Here is a 14,465-nt window from a genome sequence, read left to right on the forward strand (position 1 = left end):
TACCGGTTTCATCAGTTTAGAAACTTAATGTGCTTTACATCGTAACTCACCAGCCGGTCTTCTTGTTTCATCATCAGCTGTCCCTGATCATTGATGCCAATAATTTCTCCTGTAAAAACGCCTCCATATTTATCCTCATACTCATGGATCTCTCCCCTCCAATGCATCACCTGATGATAGTCATACAACAGCCTTTTCGATCCACTTTCTTTTAATTCCAAATAAGCTTCCTCCAGATGCTCTAGTATAACCTGAAGTACTTCTCCCAAATCAAAGTCCTTCCCTACAACAGATTTTAATGAGCATGCGCCATGTGGCAATTGATCTGCCTGATTCACATTTAAACCAATGCCTACTATTGCTTCATCGACCTGGTTACTAATGCTGGATTCTATGAGTACACCGGCCACTTTAATTCCATCCACATAAATATCATTGGGCCATTTGACCTCAACCTGATGGGCAGGCAAAAGCTTATTGACAGCCCTGTTCAAAGCGACAGCGACGGCTACATTCAACACATGGAGCCTTTGAGGGGTTAAAAAGTTCGGTTTTAGCAGTATAGAAAAAAGGAGGTTCTGATCGGGTGCACTCTCCCAGCTACTTCCCCTCTGCCCCTTACCACCGGTTTGATATCCGGCCACAATGAGATGTCCCTCGTCTGCCACGCCATTTTCAATCAATGACATCATTTCTTCGTTGGTTGAGTGACATTGTGTCAGGTAATGAAGCTTTTTACCTAGAATTCGCGTTTTGGCAAAGTATTTATGCAACTTATATTCATTAGTTTTGAAGACAAAAATATAAACCTCTATTGGATGCAGGATACTAAAAGTGAAGCCGTTAAGTCAGTCTCATTAAGCCAGATGGTTGTAGAAGGGATGCTCGACAAAAAGGCTTCAGACATTGTGCTGATGGATCTGAGAAAAATTCCAAACGCTGTTGCTGATTATTTTGTTATTTGTTCAGGTAACTCTGACACACAAATTGATGCCATTTCTGATTCGATAGAGGAAAAAGTTTTCAAGGAATCTAAACAAAATCCATGGAAGCGTGAGGGCAAAAACAATAAAGAGTGGATCTTAATTGACTATGTAGACGTTGTAGCTCACGTGTTCAACAAGGAAAAACGCAATTTTTATGGTCTCGAAGAACTATGGGGAGACGCTAAAATTACCCGTATAGAAGAATAATAACAGGAGATCATTAAAGACTTAGCTCAAAAATCAAATGGCGGAACAACCAAGACAGAAAAAAAATATGGCCGGAGGTCAGCCAAATAAACCAAACTATCAGTTATTCATCATTATTGGTGTAATAGCGTTAGTGCTTGGCTACACCTTCTTTAGCAACAATACCGCGGCAATCAAAATCACTGACAAAAGATTCGAACAGATGGTTTTGGCTGACGACGTAAGAAGAGTGGTGTTGGTGACCAACCAGGATTTGGTGGAAGTCACACTTAAGAAGGATGCCCTCCAAAATGCAAAATACCATGACCTGCAGGATCAACAATTCATATCTGAAAACGGTCCTCACTATTATTTTAAAATCATTGACACGAAGATTTTCCATGATGAGTTCAATGAACTCATGAATGAACTTCCTGAAGACAAGCGGTTCAGCTATGAACCAGAAGAAAGATCAGACCTCACCTCTTTGCTTTTAAATTCAGGGTTTTTATTCCTAATTATTTTCGGGTTCTGGTTCCTAATGAGAAGAATGACTGGGGGTGGGGGTCCTGGTGGTCAAATCTTTAATATTGGTAAATCCAGAGCGGCATTGTTTGATGCGGAAAACAAAGTGAAAATCACCTTTGAAGATGCAGCAGGACTTGAAGAGGCCAAGGAAGAAATCAAAGAAATTGTGGAGTTCCTGGAGAACCCATCAAAATTCACCAAGCTGGGAGGTAAAATCCCCAAAGGAGCTTTACTTGTAGGCCCTCCGGGAACTGGTAAAACCCTTCTTGCAAAGGCAGTAGCCGGAGAAGCAGGCGTTCCATTCTTTACATTATCCGGATCAGATTTCGTGGAAATGTTTGTTGGAGTAGGTGCAGCCCGTGTGAGGGACCTGTTTAAACAAGCCAAGGAAAAGGCTCCTTGTATTGTTTTTATTGATGAGATTGATGCCATTGGACGATCCAGAGGCCGAGGTCAAATGCCTGGCTCTAATGATGAGAGAGAAAATACCCTAAACTCTTTACTTGTAGAGATGGATGGATTCTCCACTGATTCAGGTGTTATTATCCTGGCGGCGACTAACAGACCGGATGTACTGGATTCTGCATTACTTCGTCCGGGAAGATTTGACCGTCAAATCAGTGTTGATAAGCCGGACATTATGGGTCGGGAGGCGATCTTCAAAGTACACCTGAGAACGTTGACTCTTCACGAAAGTGTAGATCCTAAAAAACTTGCAGCTCAAACACCGGGTTTTGCCGGAGCTGAAATTGCCAATGTTTGTAACGAAGCGGCACTTATTGCTGCACGTAGAAATAAAAAACAGGTGGACATGGCCGATTTTCAGGATGCTATTGACCGGGTCATTGGTGGACTGGAGAAAAAGAACAAAATCATTTCTCCTGAAGAAAAAAGGATTGTGGCTTATCACGAAGCTGGTCACGCAGTGGCAGGATGGTTCCTTGAACATGCAGATCCTTTAGTAAAGGTGAGTATTGTGCCAAGAGGAGTTGCCGCGTTAGGATATGCGCAATACCTACCTAAAGAACAATTCCTTTACCAAACAGAGCAGCTGATCGACGAGATGTGTATGGCGCTTGGTGGTCGTGCAGCGGAGGAATTAATTTTCGGAAAAATATCTACCGGAGCACTAAGTGATCTGGAAAGAATCACCAAAGTGGCATATAGCATTGTTACCATTTATGGCATGAATGATAAGATCGGTAATATTTCTTTCTACGATAGCAAGCAGTCAGATTACAACTTTACAAAGCCTTATTCTGATGCAACTGCCGAGCTGATTGACAAAGAGGTTAAGCAACTGATCGACGATGCCTACACTCGCACCAAAGATCTACTAAAAAAACACTCTGATGAGCTGGAGATAGTGGCGAATGAACTGCTTGAAAAAGAAATCATCTTTCAGGGCGATTTAGAGAGATTGATAGGAAAAAGACCTTTTGCTCATCAAACCACATATGAGCGCTATACGGCCGAAGAAAAGCCTTCTGAAGAGCCAACTGATCTGGAAGAAATCAAAAAAAGCGTAAAGACTGAAGTGGAAAAAGAGGAAACCACTGAAGATGATGACAAATCCACCAAGCAAGAGGTGGAGGATACGAAGTAATCTTTACAAAGAAACATCATAATTTAGGGAGCTTAATTGCTCCCTTTTTTATTTTAATGATCGAACAATTCTCTAAAATCCCCAAGGACAAAAAAGTTTTCATCGCCAGTGACTTTCATCTCACCGGTGTCCCCTCGGATATGGAATCGGAAAGGGAATCTTTAGCTGTTCGGTGGCTGGAAATGATCAAAGAGGACGCAGCGGCCATAATCTTGGCCGGAGATGTCTTTGATTTTTGGTTCGAGTATCAAACAGTGGTTCCAAAAGGAGCTATCAGACTCATCGGGAAACTGGCAGAAATAGCAGACTATGGGATACCCATTATCTTCTTTAAGGGAAATCATGACCTGTGGCTGAAGGAATACTTCGAGAAAGAAATCGGAGCAATCATTTATGGCAGCCCACAAAGCTTTCAGGTTGGCAATCAGAAAATCATGATTGGTCATGGCGACGGGCTCGGACCAGGAGACAGAAAATTTAAGATGATTAAGAAAGTATTCACGTTCGGACTGAATAAATGGCTCTTTCGATGGATGCACCCTGACATCGGAATGAAGCTTGGTCGATATTGGTCGAAAAAGAGCTGGACCAAAAATATGTCTCGACCCGACCCCTATCTTGGAGAGCGGGAGCCCCTCTATCTGTGGTGTAAGGAAAAGGAATCCACCGAACATCACGACTATTACATCTTTGGACATCGACATTTGCAATATGAAATGCCGATCAATGAAACCGCCAAATACATCAATTTGGGAGACTGGTTGAATGATCGCACCTATGTCGCCATTGATTCAACTGAAGTAAAGGTTTTGAAAATTGAAGACTAATCTTACCATAGCACTCCTCTTTTCTGTTTTCGCATGCAATGCTCAATCCTGGGAACTCATAAAAAAAATTCCTCTGGATCAGGAGATATCCACTGTTTCCGTAGACTCAAAAGGAATGTCCTATGTCGGGACTACCCAAGGAAATATCATTCGCTATGACAGCCTGGGACAGGAAGATGAATACTTCTCCCAGCTGAACAACTCAACTGTAAGCATAATACAAGCCTGGAACAGGCTAAAGGTGTTTAGTTTTTTCAGGGAGCAACAAAGCATTTCCATTCTTGATCGCTTCACGGCAACACCCAGAAATGTGAACCTTCGAGATTTTGGACTTCAGTATGCATCACTTTTCGCACCGGGAGTTGATAACAGCTATTGGGCATTGAGTACGGAATTCAAAGAATTGATAAAATACGACGACCAGAACCTGAATGTACTTTTTAGGATCGTGCTACCCTCCAATATGGCTCTAACCGAGGCCACCTATCTCAGAGCTTTTAAAAATTTGCTCATACTTACCGATCAAGCGTCAGGTCTATGGTTTTTTGATCAGTATGGGGTGCTTCAAGGTAATGTTAATATTTCCGGAAGTTCGGAAGTTCAGATACATGAAAATCAGGTCATTGTTTTTGACGGATCTCAAATCACTTATATCAACCCCTTTACGCTTGAAATTATTGGTAGAAGAAAAGCTCCAAAAGGAGCTTTTCGGTCAGTAGTGATTATAGGCACCAGGTATTTTTTCTTTACCAGAAATACTATCGAAATCTATCAATTCAACTGATCTCCTCTGTAAAGGTCTAATATCTTCTTTCTGAAAATTATGCTGTATCGAGCATTTACTAACTCGATTTCAGCCCTATTCTTATTATTCAGACTTTCCAGATAGGTGTAGAAATCAGTGTTTCCTGTTTCATATCGCTTAGTCACAAAATCAAATGACTGCTCCAGCGCGTTTAAGTTTTCCATTGCGGTGCGATACGATTCCTGGGAAGAAATCAAATCCAGATAAACTTTTTGCACGGTATTGGTCACATTTTGCTCTGACTGTAAATTTTGTAGCTCCGCATTAAGCATGGTGAGCTTGGCTCTTTGAATATTGTTGGATCGCTGAAACCTCGCAAATATGGGCAGTCTCACACTCGCTCCAAGAAACTGGTATTCATTCCAGTCCATCTGGTCCCAATAGGGCGCCTTCTCCGGGATCAGGTTATTTTCGGGATTAGCGGCTCCCTGCGAAGAGTACCTGCTACCAATTTCACCATAAAGGCTTACGGTGGGCATCAAACTGGATTTGGCCATTTTGTAATTATAAATACTGGCCTCATGACTCGCCTGAGACCCCTTAATTGAAGGAGATGCAATTAAGCTTTCATCCAACACATCGGAATAAGTATCAGGTTCCATCAGAAGGTCGATATTATTTTCCTCCTGGACCTCCAAAACATATCTTACAGATGGGTCCAACCTCAAAAGCTGAATCAAGGTGAGCATATCACTCCTCAATTGATTTTTTAGATTGGTCAGGGAAAGCTTTTCATTGGCGACCTGGGATCGGAAATTGTAGACCGTTTCCATATTCCCTACACCCACCGACTCTCGTTTGACCTCACGGTCCAGTTGGGCACTCAATAATTTTAACCTCTTCTCCGAAATCCCAATATTTTCCCTATCCAGCACTACCGCTAAATACGCTGTCAGCACATTCGTCTTGGTGGTAAGGGTTGTGGCTTCAATATTATATTCCGCCGCCTCATAATTGAGCTGGCTACTTTTGACATTGTGCTTCTGGCTCAGACCACTGAAAACAGTAAATGAAGAATTGATATTGGGGTTTGAGCTGCGCTGCTGGGTCACCTGACGCGCGGCCACATTATCCCAAAAGGTACCGTAAAGAAGGTTAAAGTTCCATTCGGCATTCAAGTCAGGCAAGATATTCATTACCGCCTGGTTCTTTGCTGACTTTGCAATCAGCGCATTATTTTCTGCCTGCTGCAAGGCAATGTTATTTTCCAAAGCAACTTGAATACAATGATCGAGCGTAAGCAGGACTGAGTCTCGCTGTGCATTAACTGCAAGCGCCATAATCATCAAAAGACCGGTAAGTAAATTCCTCATTTCAAATAAGTTTGAAAAAAGGCCATCCGCCTGATGACGGACAGCCAAGCATACAAGAGAGGATCTTAAACAAGAGCGTTGCTCTTACTATTAATATTTTCTGATACAATCTGTCCATCAAAAAGATGGATCACTCTGTGCGCATATTCAGCATCCACTGGTGAGTGTGTTACCATAACCACCGTAGTGCCACTTTCATTGAGGTCTGTAAGCAAATTCATTACCTCCTGGCCATTTGCTGAATCCAGGTTTCCCGTTGGCTCATCAGCAAGTATCAATTTAGGTTTAGCTACAACTGCCCTAGAAATAGCTACACGTTGTTGTTGTCCACCTGAGAGCTGCTGAGGGAAGTGATTTCTACGATGCATGATTTTCATGTGCTCCATAACCTCCTCCACTCTTTTTCTCCTTTCGGAAGAAGAGTATTTCAAATAGATCAATGGAAGTTCTATGTTTTCATAAACCGTCAACTCATCGATCAGGTTAAAGCTCTGAAATACAAACCCGATGTTGGCTTTTCGGAGTTCTGCCCTCTTTCGCTCGGAATAACCGGAAATCTCCAGACCTGTAAACCAAAACTCTCCATCGGAAGGGTTATCCAGGAGGCCCACAATATTTAACAAGGTCGACTTACCGCAACCGGAAGGCCCCATAATTGCCACAAACTCACCTGCTTTTACATCCAGGTTTACGCCGGCAAGGGCAGTAGTTTCAATTTCATCAGTGTAATAAAATTTCTTAAGATCCTTGGTTTTGATCAGTGAGTTGGAGTTTTCCATGTTATTTGCGGTTTTGGTTTATTTCAAAATAAGTTTGTCTTTATCTACATAGCCATCATAGGAAGAGACTATCACTCGTTCCCCAGGTTGCACGCCCTCCAAAACTTCATAGAATCTTGGATTTTGTCTACCCAGGCGAATGTCCCTTCTTACGGCCTCAGCATCATCGTTTATTACAAATATCCAGTTGCCACCAGTTTCCTGATAAAAACTACCTCTTGGGATTTGTACAGCAGTAATATTTTCGCTCAGTTGAAGCCTGACCTGCAAGGTCTGACCTCTTCTGATCCCTTCCGGAACCGAATCCTCGTCCAGGAAAGCCATGTCAACTGAAAATAGTCCGTTGTTAACTTCCGGGTACACTTTGGTGATTTCCAGCTCATAGTCTTTTCCCGCAAAAGGAAATGTGCCTCTTAGTCCTTCATAGATACGAGCTATATAATGCTCATCAATTCTGGCCCGCACTTTAAACCCATCCAGGTCATCAATCTGACCAATATTCTGACCAGTGTTAATCGACTCCCCTACCTCGGCGTTTACGGTACTTAAGCGACCTGAGATAGGAGCTTTGATATATAAGTTTTCAAGATTCTTCTTGATCATAGCCAGGTTTTCCCTCGTTCTTTTGAGCGTCGCCTCAGCCTGAGCTATTTGTAAACGAGCATTCAGCGAATCAAACCGAGCACTCTCAACCTGAATTTTTCTACTATCCATTAATTGATCGTGAGTTCTTTTCAAGGTGAGGTATTCCTGCTCAGAAATAATCTTGTCTTCATAAAGCTTCTCCCCGCGTTGCAATGCGTCTTTAGCCGCGTCTATTTGATAGTCCACATCGATCAGCATACGTTTGAGATCAAACTGATTACGTTTCAAACTGAGCTTAGTATTTTCAAGATTATTAACCAGAATAAAAGCCTGCGTTTCCTCTCTTACGAAGTTTTGAAGAAGGTCGTTGTTGGACAGCTTTAGTATAGTATCCCCTTTATCTACCAAGATTCCACCCTCAAAATACTTTTTCTCCACTACCCCACCTTCTATTGCGTCCAGCTTGATCGTCTTGATAGGCATAACCGACCCATCTACAGGGATAAATTCTCGAAACTCACCTTCTACTACAGTGGCAATGGTAATCTTATCACGCTCAACATTCAGTTTAGATCCTCCCTCGGCGAGAATAAAGCTGTACAGCGCAAAAACTACGATCAGTGCAGAACCTCCCCAGATGATGACCTTTTTAGTCGTGAATTTCTTCTTTTCTAGTTTTCTGTCCATAGAACAACAATATCTCGACAACCTATGCCAAACAAGGTGCCAATGAATTTAAACAATTGAAAATCAATTGTTTAATGAATATTTAATTCAATTGACCCACATTAATCTGTACACTTTGATACAAGGTAGCGTACGATATCGGACACAAAAAAAGTCCGGCTTCTTGTGAAAACCGGACTTTAGGTCAAAAACTCAAAATAAAAGGACTAATAGAGTAGTAAATATAGAATATTTAAAATCAGATCAAAGGACTTGGTTATAATTTTTTCATTTTACTACAGTCATTATCTATTATTTCATTTTTTATCCACTCTTATAGCTTCAATTAATATCATTTTCTCAAATCATATGCGTTTGAAACATTCCTAACTAACTTTGGTTAATAGTAATACTATCATATACGATAAATAGTACTACCAAATATGACAGCCATACAATTACGACTTGACCTAAATAAAAACCTATTTCTCCGCGATCCCCAAAACACTGAACTGGGAAAACGCATTGTAGGAGAAGGAACCCAGCTGATTAGTGAGATCGGCTTTGAGGGATTTACTTTCAAAAAGCTTTCAGAGCGAATCAGCTCTACCGAAGCTTCCATTTATAGATATTTTGAGAATAAGCATCGGCTACTAGTCTATCTCATTGCCAGGTATTGGGCCTGGATTGAGTTCAAAATCGACTACGAAACCAACAACCTGATCGTTCCTCAGGAAAAACTGGAAGCGGCCCTCAGGGTGATTACTCATCGAGCTCAAGCCGATATCACCTTCCCGGAAATTGATGAAGGAGCCTTGCAGAAAATTGTGATCGCGGAAACGGACAAAATTTATTTGACAAAACAGGTGGATCAGGACAATCAGGTAGGTCTATTCAAAGGTTACAAGTCAATCTGCAAGAAAATCTCTGATATCATGCTGGAAATCAATCCCGGATTCAAGTATTCCAGGGCACTGTCCAGCACATTATTGGAAGCTTCCCATCAGCAGATTTTTTTCTCCCAGCACCTGAAGTCACTCACTGAAATTGATGCTAATGGAGATCCCTTCCAGCAAAATTATGAGTTTATGAAAACCCTCCTCTCTAACGCATTAAATGCTGAAGCATAATGAATAATCACCAAATAACGAGAACGCTTTCAAAGAGTGCTTCCTTGCTCAAATTAGATTTAGGAAGTGACGTATTGGCTTCCCTCGACAACCTGTACAGGGAATATCAAAATGAGGAGCTCAATGAGTTCATCAGGGATTTGGTTGAAGCCGGAAATGAATCCAGCATGATCATGCTGGAAAAGCATCTGAAGAAAGAAAAGTTCAAAGAGTTCGTGCGGGCCTTTCAGGCGACGCCAATAATTGTATTCAGTAAACTGGATGAACTCTCACCGGTCATCATCGAACGAAAAAAGAATAAGTTCACCACCTACACGGTAAAAGAGGACGAGACGATCAAAGAAACCTACGACTCTATTGACCATCTCAATCTGGCTTGTACAGATACACTTGAAGTAATTTTTATCTCAGTATTTGATTACAAAAGCCTCGTGAGCGATACAGATGCAGAAGAAATCAAGGGACCTATGAGTCCTGTAAGAAGACTCTACAAATTGTTGGCCGCCGAAAAGCACGACATCTTTTATGTCTACGTGTACGCCGCTCTGATCGGTATTTTAAGTTTGACATTACCCTTGGGTATACAGGCAGCGATTGAACTGATTTCCGGAGGGGTCTTTTTTAGTTCGGTCTATATTCTTATCGCCGTAATTATTTTGGGGGTTTTGGCCTCTGGGGTACTCCAGGTTTTTCAGATCACCATTGTTGAGTACTTACAGCAGCGCGTCTTTACAAAAGCAGCATTTGAATTTGCCTTCAGGGTGCCAAGAATAAAAATGGAGGCCGTTTTCAACCTTCACGTACCTGAGTTGATGAACCGATTTTTTGATGTGTTGACATTACAAAAAGGTTTGCCAAAGCTCCTGATCGATTTAAGTACAGGTATCATTCAAATCGTTTTTGGACTTATCCTGCTTTCATTTTATCACCCGTTTTTCGTCTTCTTCGGAATGCTGTTGCTACTCATCCTGTTTATGATTTTTTATACCACAGGACCAAAGGGACTTAAGTCTTCCATTGTAGAGTCGAAATACAAATACAAAGTGGTCTATTGGCTTGAAGAAATGGCCAGAACGCTATACTCTTTCAAACTCTCCGGCAACACCTCTCTACCCATAAAAAAGACCGACTATAATGTTAACAATTACCTGAAAAACAGAGGGGTTCACTTTGGAGTGCTGATCCATCAATACAGTTATGTTCTCCTTTTCAAGGTGGTTGTAACAGGTGGATTGCTGATTTTAGGAACCGTGCTGGTAGTTGAGAGGGAAATTACACTTGGACAGTTTGTGGCCTCTGAAGTAATTATCATCCTAATCATAAATTCCGTGGAGAAGATTATCATGTATATGGACACGGTATATGATATGCTGACAGCGGTAGACAAAATCTCACAGGTCACTGACCTTCCACTAGAATCCACCGGAGGAATAGACATCCCGCAACAGCAGTTGCAGGACCACGGCATATCAATCCGCCTCAAGGACTTGAAATACAAGTATGCTGACAACAAAAACTACTCCCTACGTGGTATCAATTTGAAAATTAATAATGGTGAACGCCTGTGCATCAGTGGCGGAGGCGCTTCGGGTAAAACAACGTTATCCAACCTCATTGCCGGCATCCACACTGATTATGAAGGAGTGATAACTTATAACAACTACTCTTTACGTGATCTGGACAAAACCTATCTAAGAGATAAGATTGGTAAAAATGTTTCTCAGGAGGATATTTTCGAAGGAAGCATTCTTGAAAACATCCTTGTGGGTAAGCAATTCGCCAAGATAGAAAACGCCATCTCAGCAATTGAGGGAGTCGGGCTTACTGACTATATTCATGGCCTTTCGGAAGGAATCAATACCAATGTACTCAGTGGCGGTAAAGGAATCCCTAATTCCGTGATCAACCGAATCATACTGGCCAGGTGTATTGCCAAGCAGCCTAAAATATTAATACTCAATGATTTCTTTACCAATTTTACTAAAAGCGAGAAGCTGGAACTTATCCATTACCTGACCAAAGCGGATAACAAGTGGACATTTATTGTCATCAGTAATGACCCACTCATTATGTCCTGCTGTGACCGTGTGCTTTTCCTGGAAAATGGAGAAATCCTGGAAGATGGCACCTTCGAAGAGATCGTTAAGAATGAAACCATAACTAAAAACATTTTCTGAGATGCTGAACCTCATGAATGATGAGCTTAAAAAAGTGATCAATGATGACCAGTTCTATTCATTGAACACGCTCAAAACTCCTCACCTGGCAAGGAATCTGGCGAGGGTGTTGATTGTCTTTTCAGCAGTTATCCTAATGGGGATGTTTCTGCCCTGGCAGCAGAATATTCGTGGGTCCGGGACTTTAACAGCCCTTGATCCTGCTAATAGAAGACAAACCATTGAGTCCGCCATTGCAGGTAGAATCGCCTCATGGAAAGTCATGGAGGGCCAGTTTGTCAATAAGGGGGACACCATACTCACACTATCTGAGGTGAAGGAAAAATATTTCGACCCGAACCTCCTGGCTCGTATGAGAGAACAAATTGCTGCCAAGGAAAGTAGCATAGAGTCCAAAGTTCAAAAGAAGAATGCCCTAAGCAATCAAATCGCCGCACTGGAGCGAGGCATGAAAGTCAAAATTACGCAAGCCAAAAACAAGCTTCGTCAGGCGCACTTGAAATTGGAAAGTGATAGCATCAGCTTTGCCTCAGAAAAGATATCGTATGATAATTCATTAGCTATTTTTGAAAGAAACAAGCAACTCTTTGAAGCCGGTAACATTTCGAAAAACAAGTTCAACGAAATGGAATCGAAAATACAACTTGCCAAAGCGAAGCGGGTTTCAGCAGAAAACAAATGGATCCAAAGCCAGACAGAACTCATCAACGCAGAAGTGGATGTTGCGGGTACTGAGGCTGCCTACATTGAAAAGATAAGTAAGTCTAAATCAGACCTGAATGCTACTCTTTCAGATTTATATGATTCACAGGGATCGTTGGCCAAGCTCAAAAATGAATATGCCAACCTCTCCATACGTAATGAGCAATACAACATCGTAGCTCCTCAATCGGGTTACTTGGTAAAAGCCTTAAAATCAGGTATTGGAGAAACAATAAAAGAAGGTGAAGCCGTAGCTACCATCATGCCTGCAGCCTCTGATCTATGTGCGGAGATGTACATTAAGGCCATGGACCTGCCTTTCATAAATACAGGTAGAAAAGTCAGAGTCCAATTTGACGGATGGCCCTCGATCCAATTCAGTGGTTGGCCTAATGCATCCGTCGGAACTTTTGGAGGTATCGTTCAGACCATAGATCGTGTGGATAGCTATGAAGGTAAGTTCAGGATTCTTGTAAAACCGGATCCTAATGATGACGAATGGCCAGAGCAGCTACGTGTCGGCTCCGGAATTAAAGGATGGGTGATGCTGGATGACGTGCCGGTCTGGTTTGAACTCTGGCGAAACCTGAATGGTTTCCCTCCAAGACTTTACGCAGAAGGATCCATGCCTGATACAACCAAAAAAGCGGATAAATCAAAATGATTAATAAATTCATTCTAATTGTTGCGATTGCTGCATGGCCTGCATCCTATGTGCTGGGACAGGAGTCGGATACCTTTTCCATGGACAGTACGACCCTGAGTCTGGCAGAGGTAATCAATCTGGCCACGAACTACCATCCGGTCCTTCGACAGGCCAACCTGCAGGAGGAATTTGCGAAAATGGAACTACTTGCTGCGAAAGGTCAACTCGATCCAAAAATCGTGAGTGCCTACAGCCAAAAGTCATTTAAAGACACCGACTATTATCAAAAATTTCAGACTTCAATAAAAGTCCCTTTGTGGTTTCCTATTGACCCGAAAATTGAAGTCTCACAAAATCAGGGGGACTATTTGAATCCTGAGAACTACATCTCTTCGACTACTGATTATTGGCAAATCACCACGGGTGTAAGCCTTCCCATAGGAAAGGGACTCTTTATAGATGAACGGCGGTCCTTGATCAAGCAGGCAAGAGTTTACCAGGACATGGCCATGGCAGAACAGATCAAACTGGGAAACAAGGTGCTTTACACCATCATAAAAAGCTATTGGGATTGGCATTATGCCAGCCTCAAGTATGATGTGTTTGACCAGGTCATCCAGGTCGCGGAGACCCTGTACAATCAAACCCGAATGAACTATGAATTAGGTGCTTCATCAGCCGTCGACACTATTCAGGCGCTGATCACTTTGCAAACCAGACGCTCAGAAGCACAAAAACAGAAACAAGAACTCATTCAATCACGGCTGCAACTCTCTATACATTTATGGGGACCTGACAATATCCCAATGGAGTTGTCAGAAAATGTCAAGCCCGAATATATTAACCCCTACGAATTCACACCTGCGGACACTTCAATTCAAAAATTGATCTTTTGGGCACAGGAAAACCATCCGGAAATTTTAAAACTGGAAGGCAAAAGAGAACAATTGGAAATTCAGGAAAAATGGAAAAAGGAAAGTCTAAAGCCTGAAATCAATTTAAACTATTCTCTGATTGATGCTCCGATCTACTACGACGGATTAAGCTTGCCTAAATGGCAGGACAACTACAAGTTTGGAATGGATTTTAGTTTTCCACTTTATCTGAGAAAAGAACGTGCCGGTCTCCAAAAAACGCGTCTATACCAACAAAGTGTAGATTTTGACCTTGCTCAACAAAAACGGCAAATTGAGGCAGACATAAAAAGCACATACAATACGCTTCAGATTAGTGAACAACTGGTGAGTCAGTACCAGGAAATCGCCAGTAATTATGAAACCCTTTTGCAGGCAGAATTGCTCAATGTTACTAATGGACAAAGTGATCTGTTCAAGTTCAATGCTCAGCAAGACAAACTTCTGGCATCGAAGATGAAGTTACTCGATGCTGAAGCCAAGCTTCAGAAGCTTCGAATCGCATTGCCATACGTCGTTGGGTTAACCTCCTTATCCTACTCCGCACTGTACGAATAAGAACAGCTGTTTTTGTAATTATCGTTCATTTTCGAACACTTTTTGATTACATTTAAA

Annotated in this window: 12 protein-coding genes; 8 read left to right on the forward strand and 4 right to left on the reverse strand. The window is 41.9% G+C overall.

The window, feature by feature from the left end; translation table 11 throughout:
• Positions 1 to 11 precede the first annotated feature (11 nt).
• Positions 12 to 773, reverse strand: coding sequence for a biotin--[acetyl-CoA-carboxylase] ligase (locus NXR94_RS07000; protein ID WP_258103882.1), 762 nt, complete (start codon positions 771 to 773; stop codon positions 12 to 14).
• 45 nt (positions 774 to 818) lie between these two features.
• Here NXR94_RS07000 and rsfS point away from each other — a divergent pair, with 45 nt between their 5' ends.
• Genes rsfS through NXR94_RS07020 form a run of 4 tightly spaced genes read left to right on the forward strand, consistent with a single transcriptional unit; the run spans position 819 to position 4,917 of the window.
• Positions 819 to 1,193 (forward strand): ribosome silencing factor, encoded by a 375-nt coding sequence (rsfS, locus tag NXR94_RS07005; protein ID WP_258103883.1) that lies wholly within the window; start codon positions 819 to 821, stop codon positions 1,191 to 1,193.
• Between the two features lie 37 nt (positions 1,194 to 1,230).
• On the forward strand, positions 1,231 to 3,306 hold the full coding sequence (ftsH, locus tag NXR94_RS07010; protein ID WP_258103884.1) for an ATP-dependent zinc metalloprotease FtsH: 2,076 nt from the start codon (positions 1,231 to 1,233) through the stop codon (positions 3,304 to 3,306).
• Positions 3,307 to 3,362: 56 nt separating this feature from the next.
• Entirely contained in the window at positions 3,363 to 4,133 is a 771-nt protein-coding gene (locus NXR94_RS07015) for a UDP-2,3-diacylglucosamine diphosphatase (RefSeq protein ID WP_258103885.1), read from the forward strand.
• Positions 4,123 to 4,917: a hypothetical protein gene (locus NXR94_RS07020; protein WP_258103886.1), complete on the forward strand. Its 795-nt coding sequence runs from the start codon at positions 4,123 to 4,125 to the stop codon at positions 4,915 to 4,917. The genes NXR94_RS07015 and NXR94_RS07020 overlap by 11 nt, the downstream gene beginning before the upstream one ends.
• Here the strand turns inward: NXR94_RS07020 and NXR94_RS07025 are convergent.
• The 3 genes from NXR94_RS07025 to NXR94_RS07035 form a co-directional block, all read right to left on the reverse strand.
• The gene (locus NXR94_RS07025; protein WP_258103887.1) at positions 4,905 to 6,251 is read right to left on the reverse strand and encodes a TolC family protein; all 1,347 of its coding nucleotides are present in this window, start codon (positions 6,249 to 6,251) and stop codon (positions 4,905 to 4,907) included. The two genes, NXR94_RS07020 and NXR94_RS07025, sit on opposite strands and share 13 nt — an antisense overlap.
• A gap of 65 nt (positions 6,252 to 6,316) precedes the next feature.
• On the reverse strand, positions 6,317 to 7,012 hold the full coding sequence (locus NXR94_RS07030; protein WP_374988000.1) for an ABC transporter ATP-binding protein: 696 nt from the start codon (positions 7,010 to 7,012) through the stop codon (positions 6,317 to 6,319).
• A 36-nt stretch (positions 7,013 to 7,048) separates the two neighbouring features.
• Positions 7,049 to 8,302 carry an efflux RND transporter periplasmic adaptor subunit gene (locus NXR94_RS07035; protein WP_258103889.1) on the reverse strand — a complete coding sequence of 418 codons (1,254 nt, stop codon included), beginning with the start codon at positions 8,300 to 8,302 and terminating at the stop codon, positions 7,049 to 7,051.
• 422 nt (positions 8,303 to 8,724) lie between these two features.
• Here NXR94_RS07035 and NXR94_RS07040 point away from each other — a divergent pair, with 422 nt between their 5' ends.
• The 4 genes from NXR94_RS07040 to NXR94_RS07055 are packed head-to-tail and all read left to right on the forward strand — an operon-like array spanning position 8,725 to position 14,408.
• A complete protein-coding gene (locus NXR94_RS07040; RefSeq protein ID WP_258103890.1) occupies positions 8,725 to 9,411 on the forward strand; it encodes a TetR/AcrR family transcriptional regulator in 687 nt (228 codons plus the stop codon).
• The gene (locus NXR94_RS07045; RefSeq protein WP_258103891.1) at positions 9,411 to 11,588 is read left to right on the forward strand and encodes a peptidase domain-containing ABC transporter; all 2,178 of its coding nucleotides are present in this window, start codon (positions 9,411 to 9,413) and stop codon (positions 11,586 to 11,588) included. The genes NXR94_RS07040 and NXR94_RS07045 overlap by 1 nt, the downstream gene beginning before the upstream one ends.
• A 1-nt stretch (position 11,589) precedes the next feature.
• Positions 11,590 to 12,954, forward strand: coding sequence for an HlyD family secretion protein (locus tag NXR94_RS07050; protein ID WP_258103892.1), 1,365 nt, complete (start codon positions 11,590 to 11,592; stop codon positions 12,952 to 12,954).
• Complete coding sequence (locus tag NXR94_RS07055; RefSeq protein WP_258103893.1) at positions 12,951 to 14,408, forward strand: TolC family protein; 1,458 nt, start codon at positions 12,951 to 12,953, stop codon at positions 14,406 to 14,408. The genes NXR94_RS07050 and NXR94_RS07055 overlap by 4 nt, the downstream gene beginning before the upstream one ends.
• Positions 14,409 to 14,465 lie beyond the last annotated feature (57 nt).

The organism is Marinoscillum sp. MHG1-6 (assembly GCF_024714475.1).
Classification (GTDB): domain Bacteria; phylum Bacteroidota; class Bacteroidia; order Cytophagales; family Cyclobacteriaceae; genus JAMZMI01.

Coding starts and splice junctions, on each gene's coding strand:
- rsfS (WP_258103883.1), top strand. CDS start 819: ATGCAGGATACTAAAAGTGAAGCCGTTAAGTCAGTCTCATTAAGCCAG.
- ftsH (WP_258103884.1), top strand. CDS start 1,231: ATGGCGGAACAACCAAGACAGAAAAAAAATATGGCCGGAGGTCAGCCA.
- NXR94_RS07015 (WP_258103885.1), top strand. CDS start 3,363: ATGATCGAACAATTCTCTAAAATCCCCAAGGACAAAAAAGTTTTCATC.
- NXR94_RS07025 (WP_258103887.1), bottom strand. CDS start 6,251: ATGAGGAATTTACTTACCGGTCTTTTGATGATTATGGCGCTTGCAGTT.
- NXR94_RS07035 (WP_258103889.1), bottom strand. CDS start 8,302: ATGGACAGAAAACTAGAAAAGAAGAAATTCACGACTAAAAAGGTCATC.
- NXR94_RS07040 (WP_258103890.1), top strand. CDS start 8,725: ATGACAGCCATACAATTACGACTTGACCTAAATAAAAACCTATTTCTC.
- NXR94_RS07045 (WP_258103891.1), top strand. CDS start 9,411: ATGAATAATCACCAAATAACGAGAACGCTTTCAAAGAGTGCTTCCTTG.
- NXR94_RS07050 (WP_258103892.1), top strand. CDS start 11,590: ATGCTGAACCTCATGAATGATGAGCTTAAAAAAGTGATCAATGATGAC.
- NXR94_RS07055 (WP_258103893.1), top strand. CDS start 12,951: ATGATTAATAAATTCATTCTAATTGTTGCGATTGCTGCATGGCCTGCA.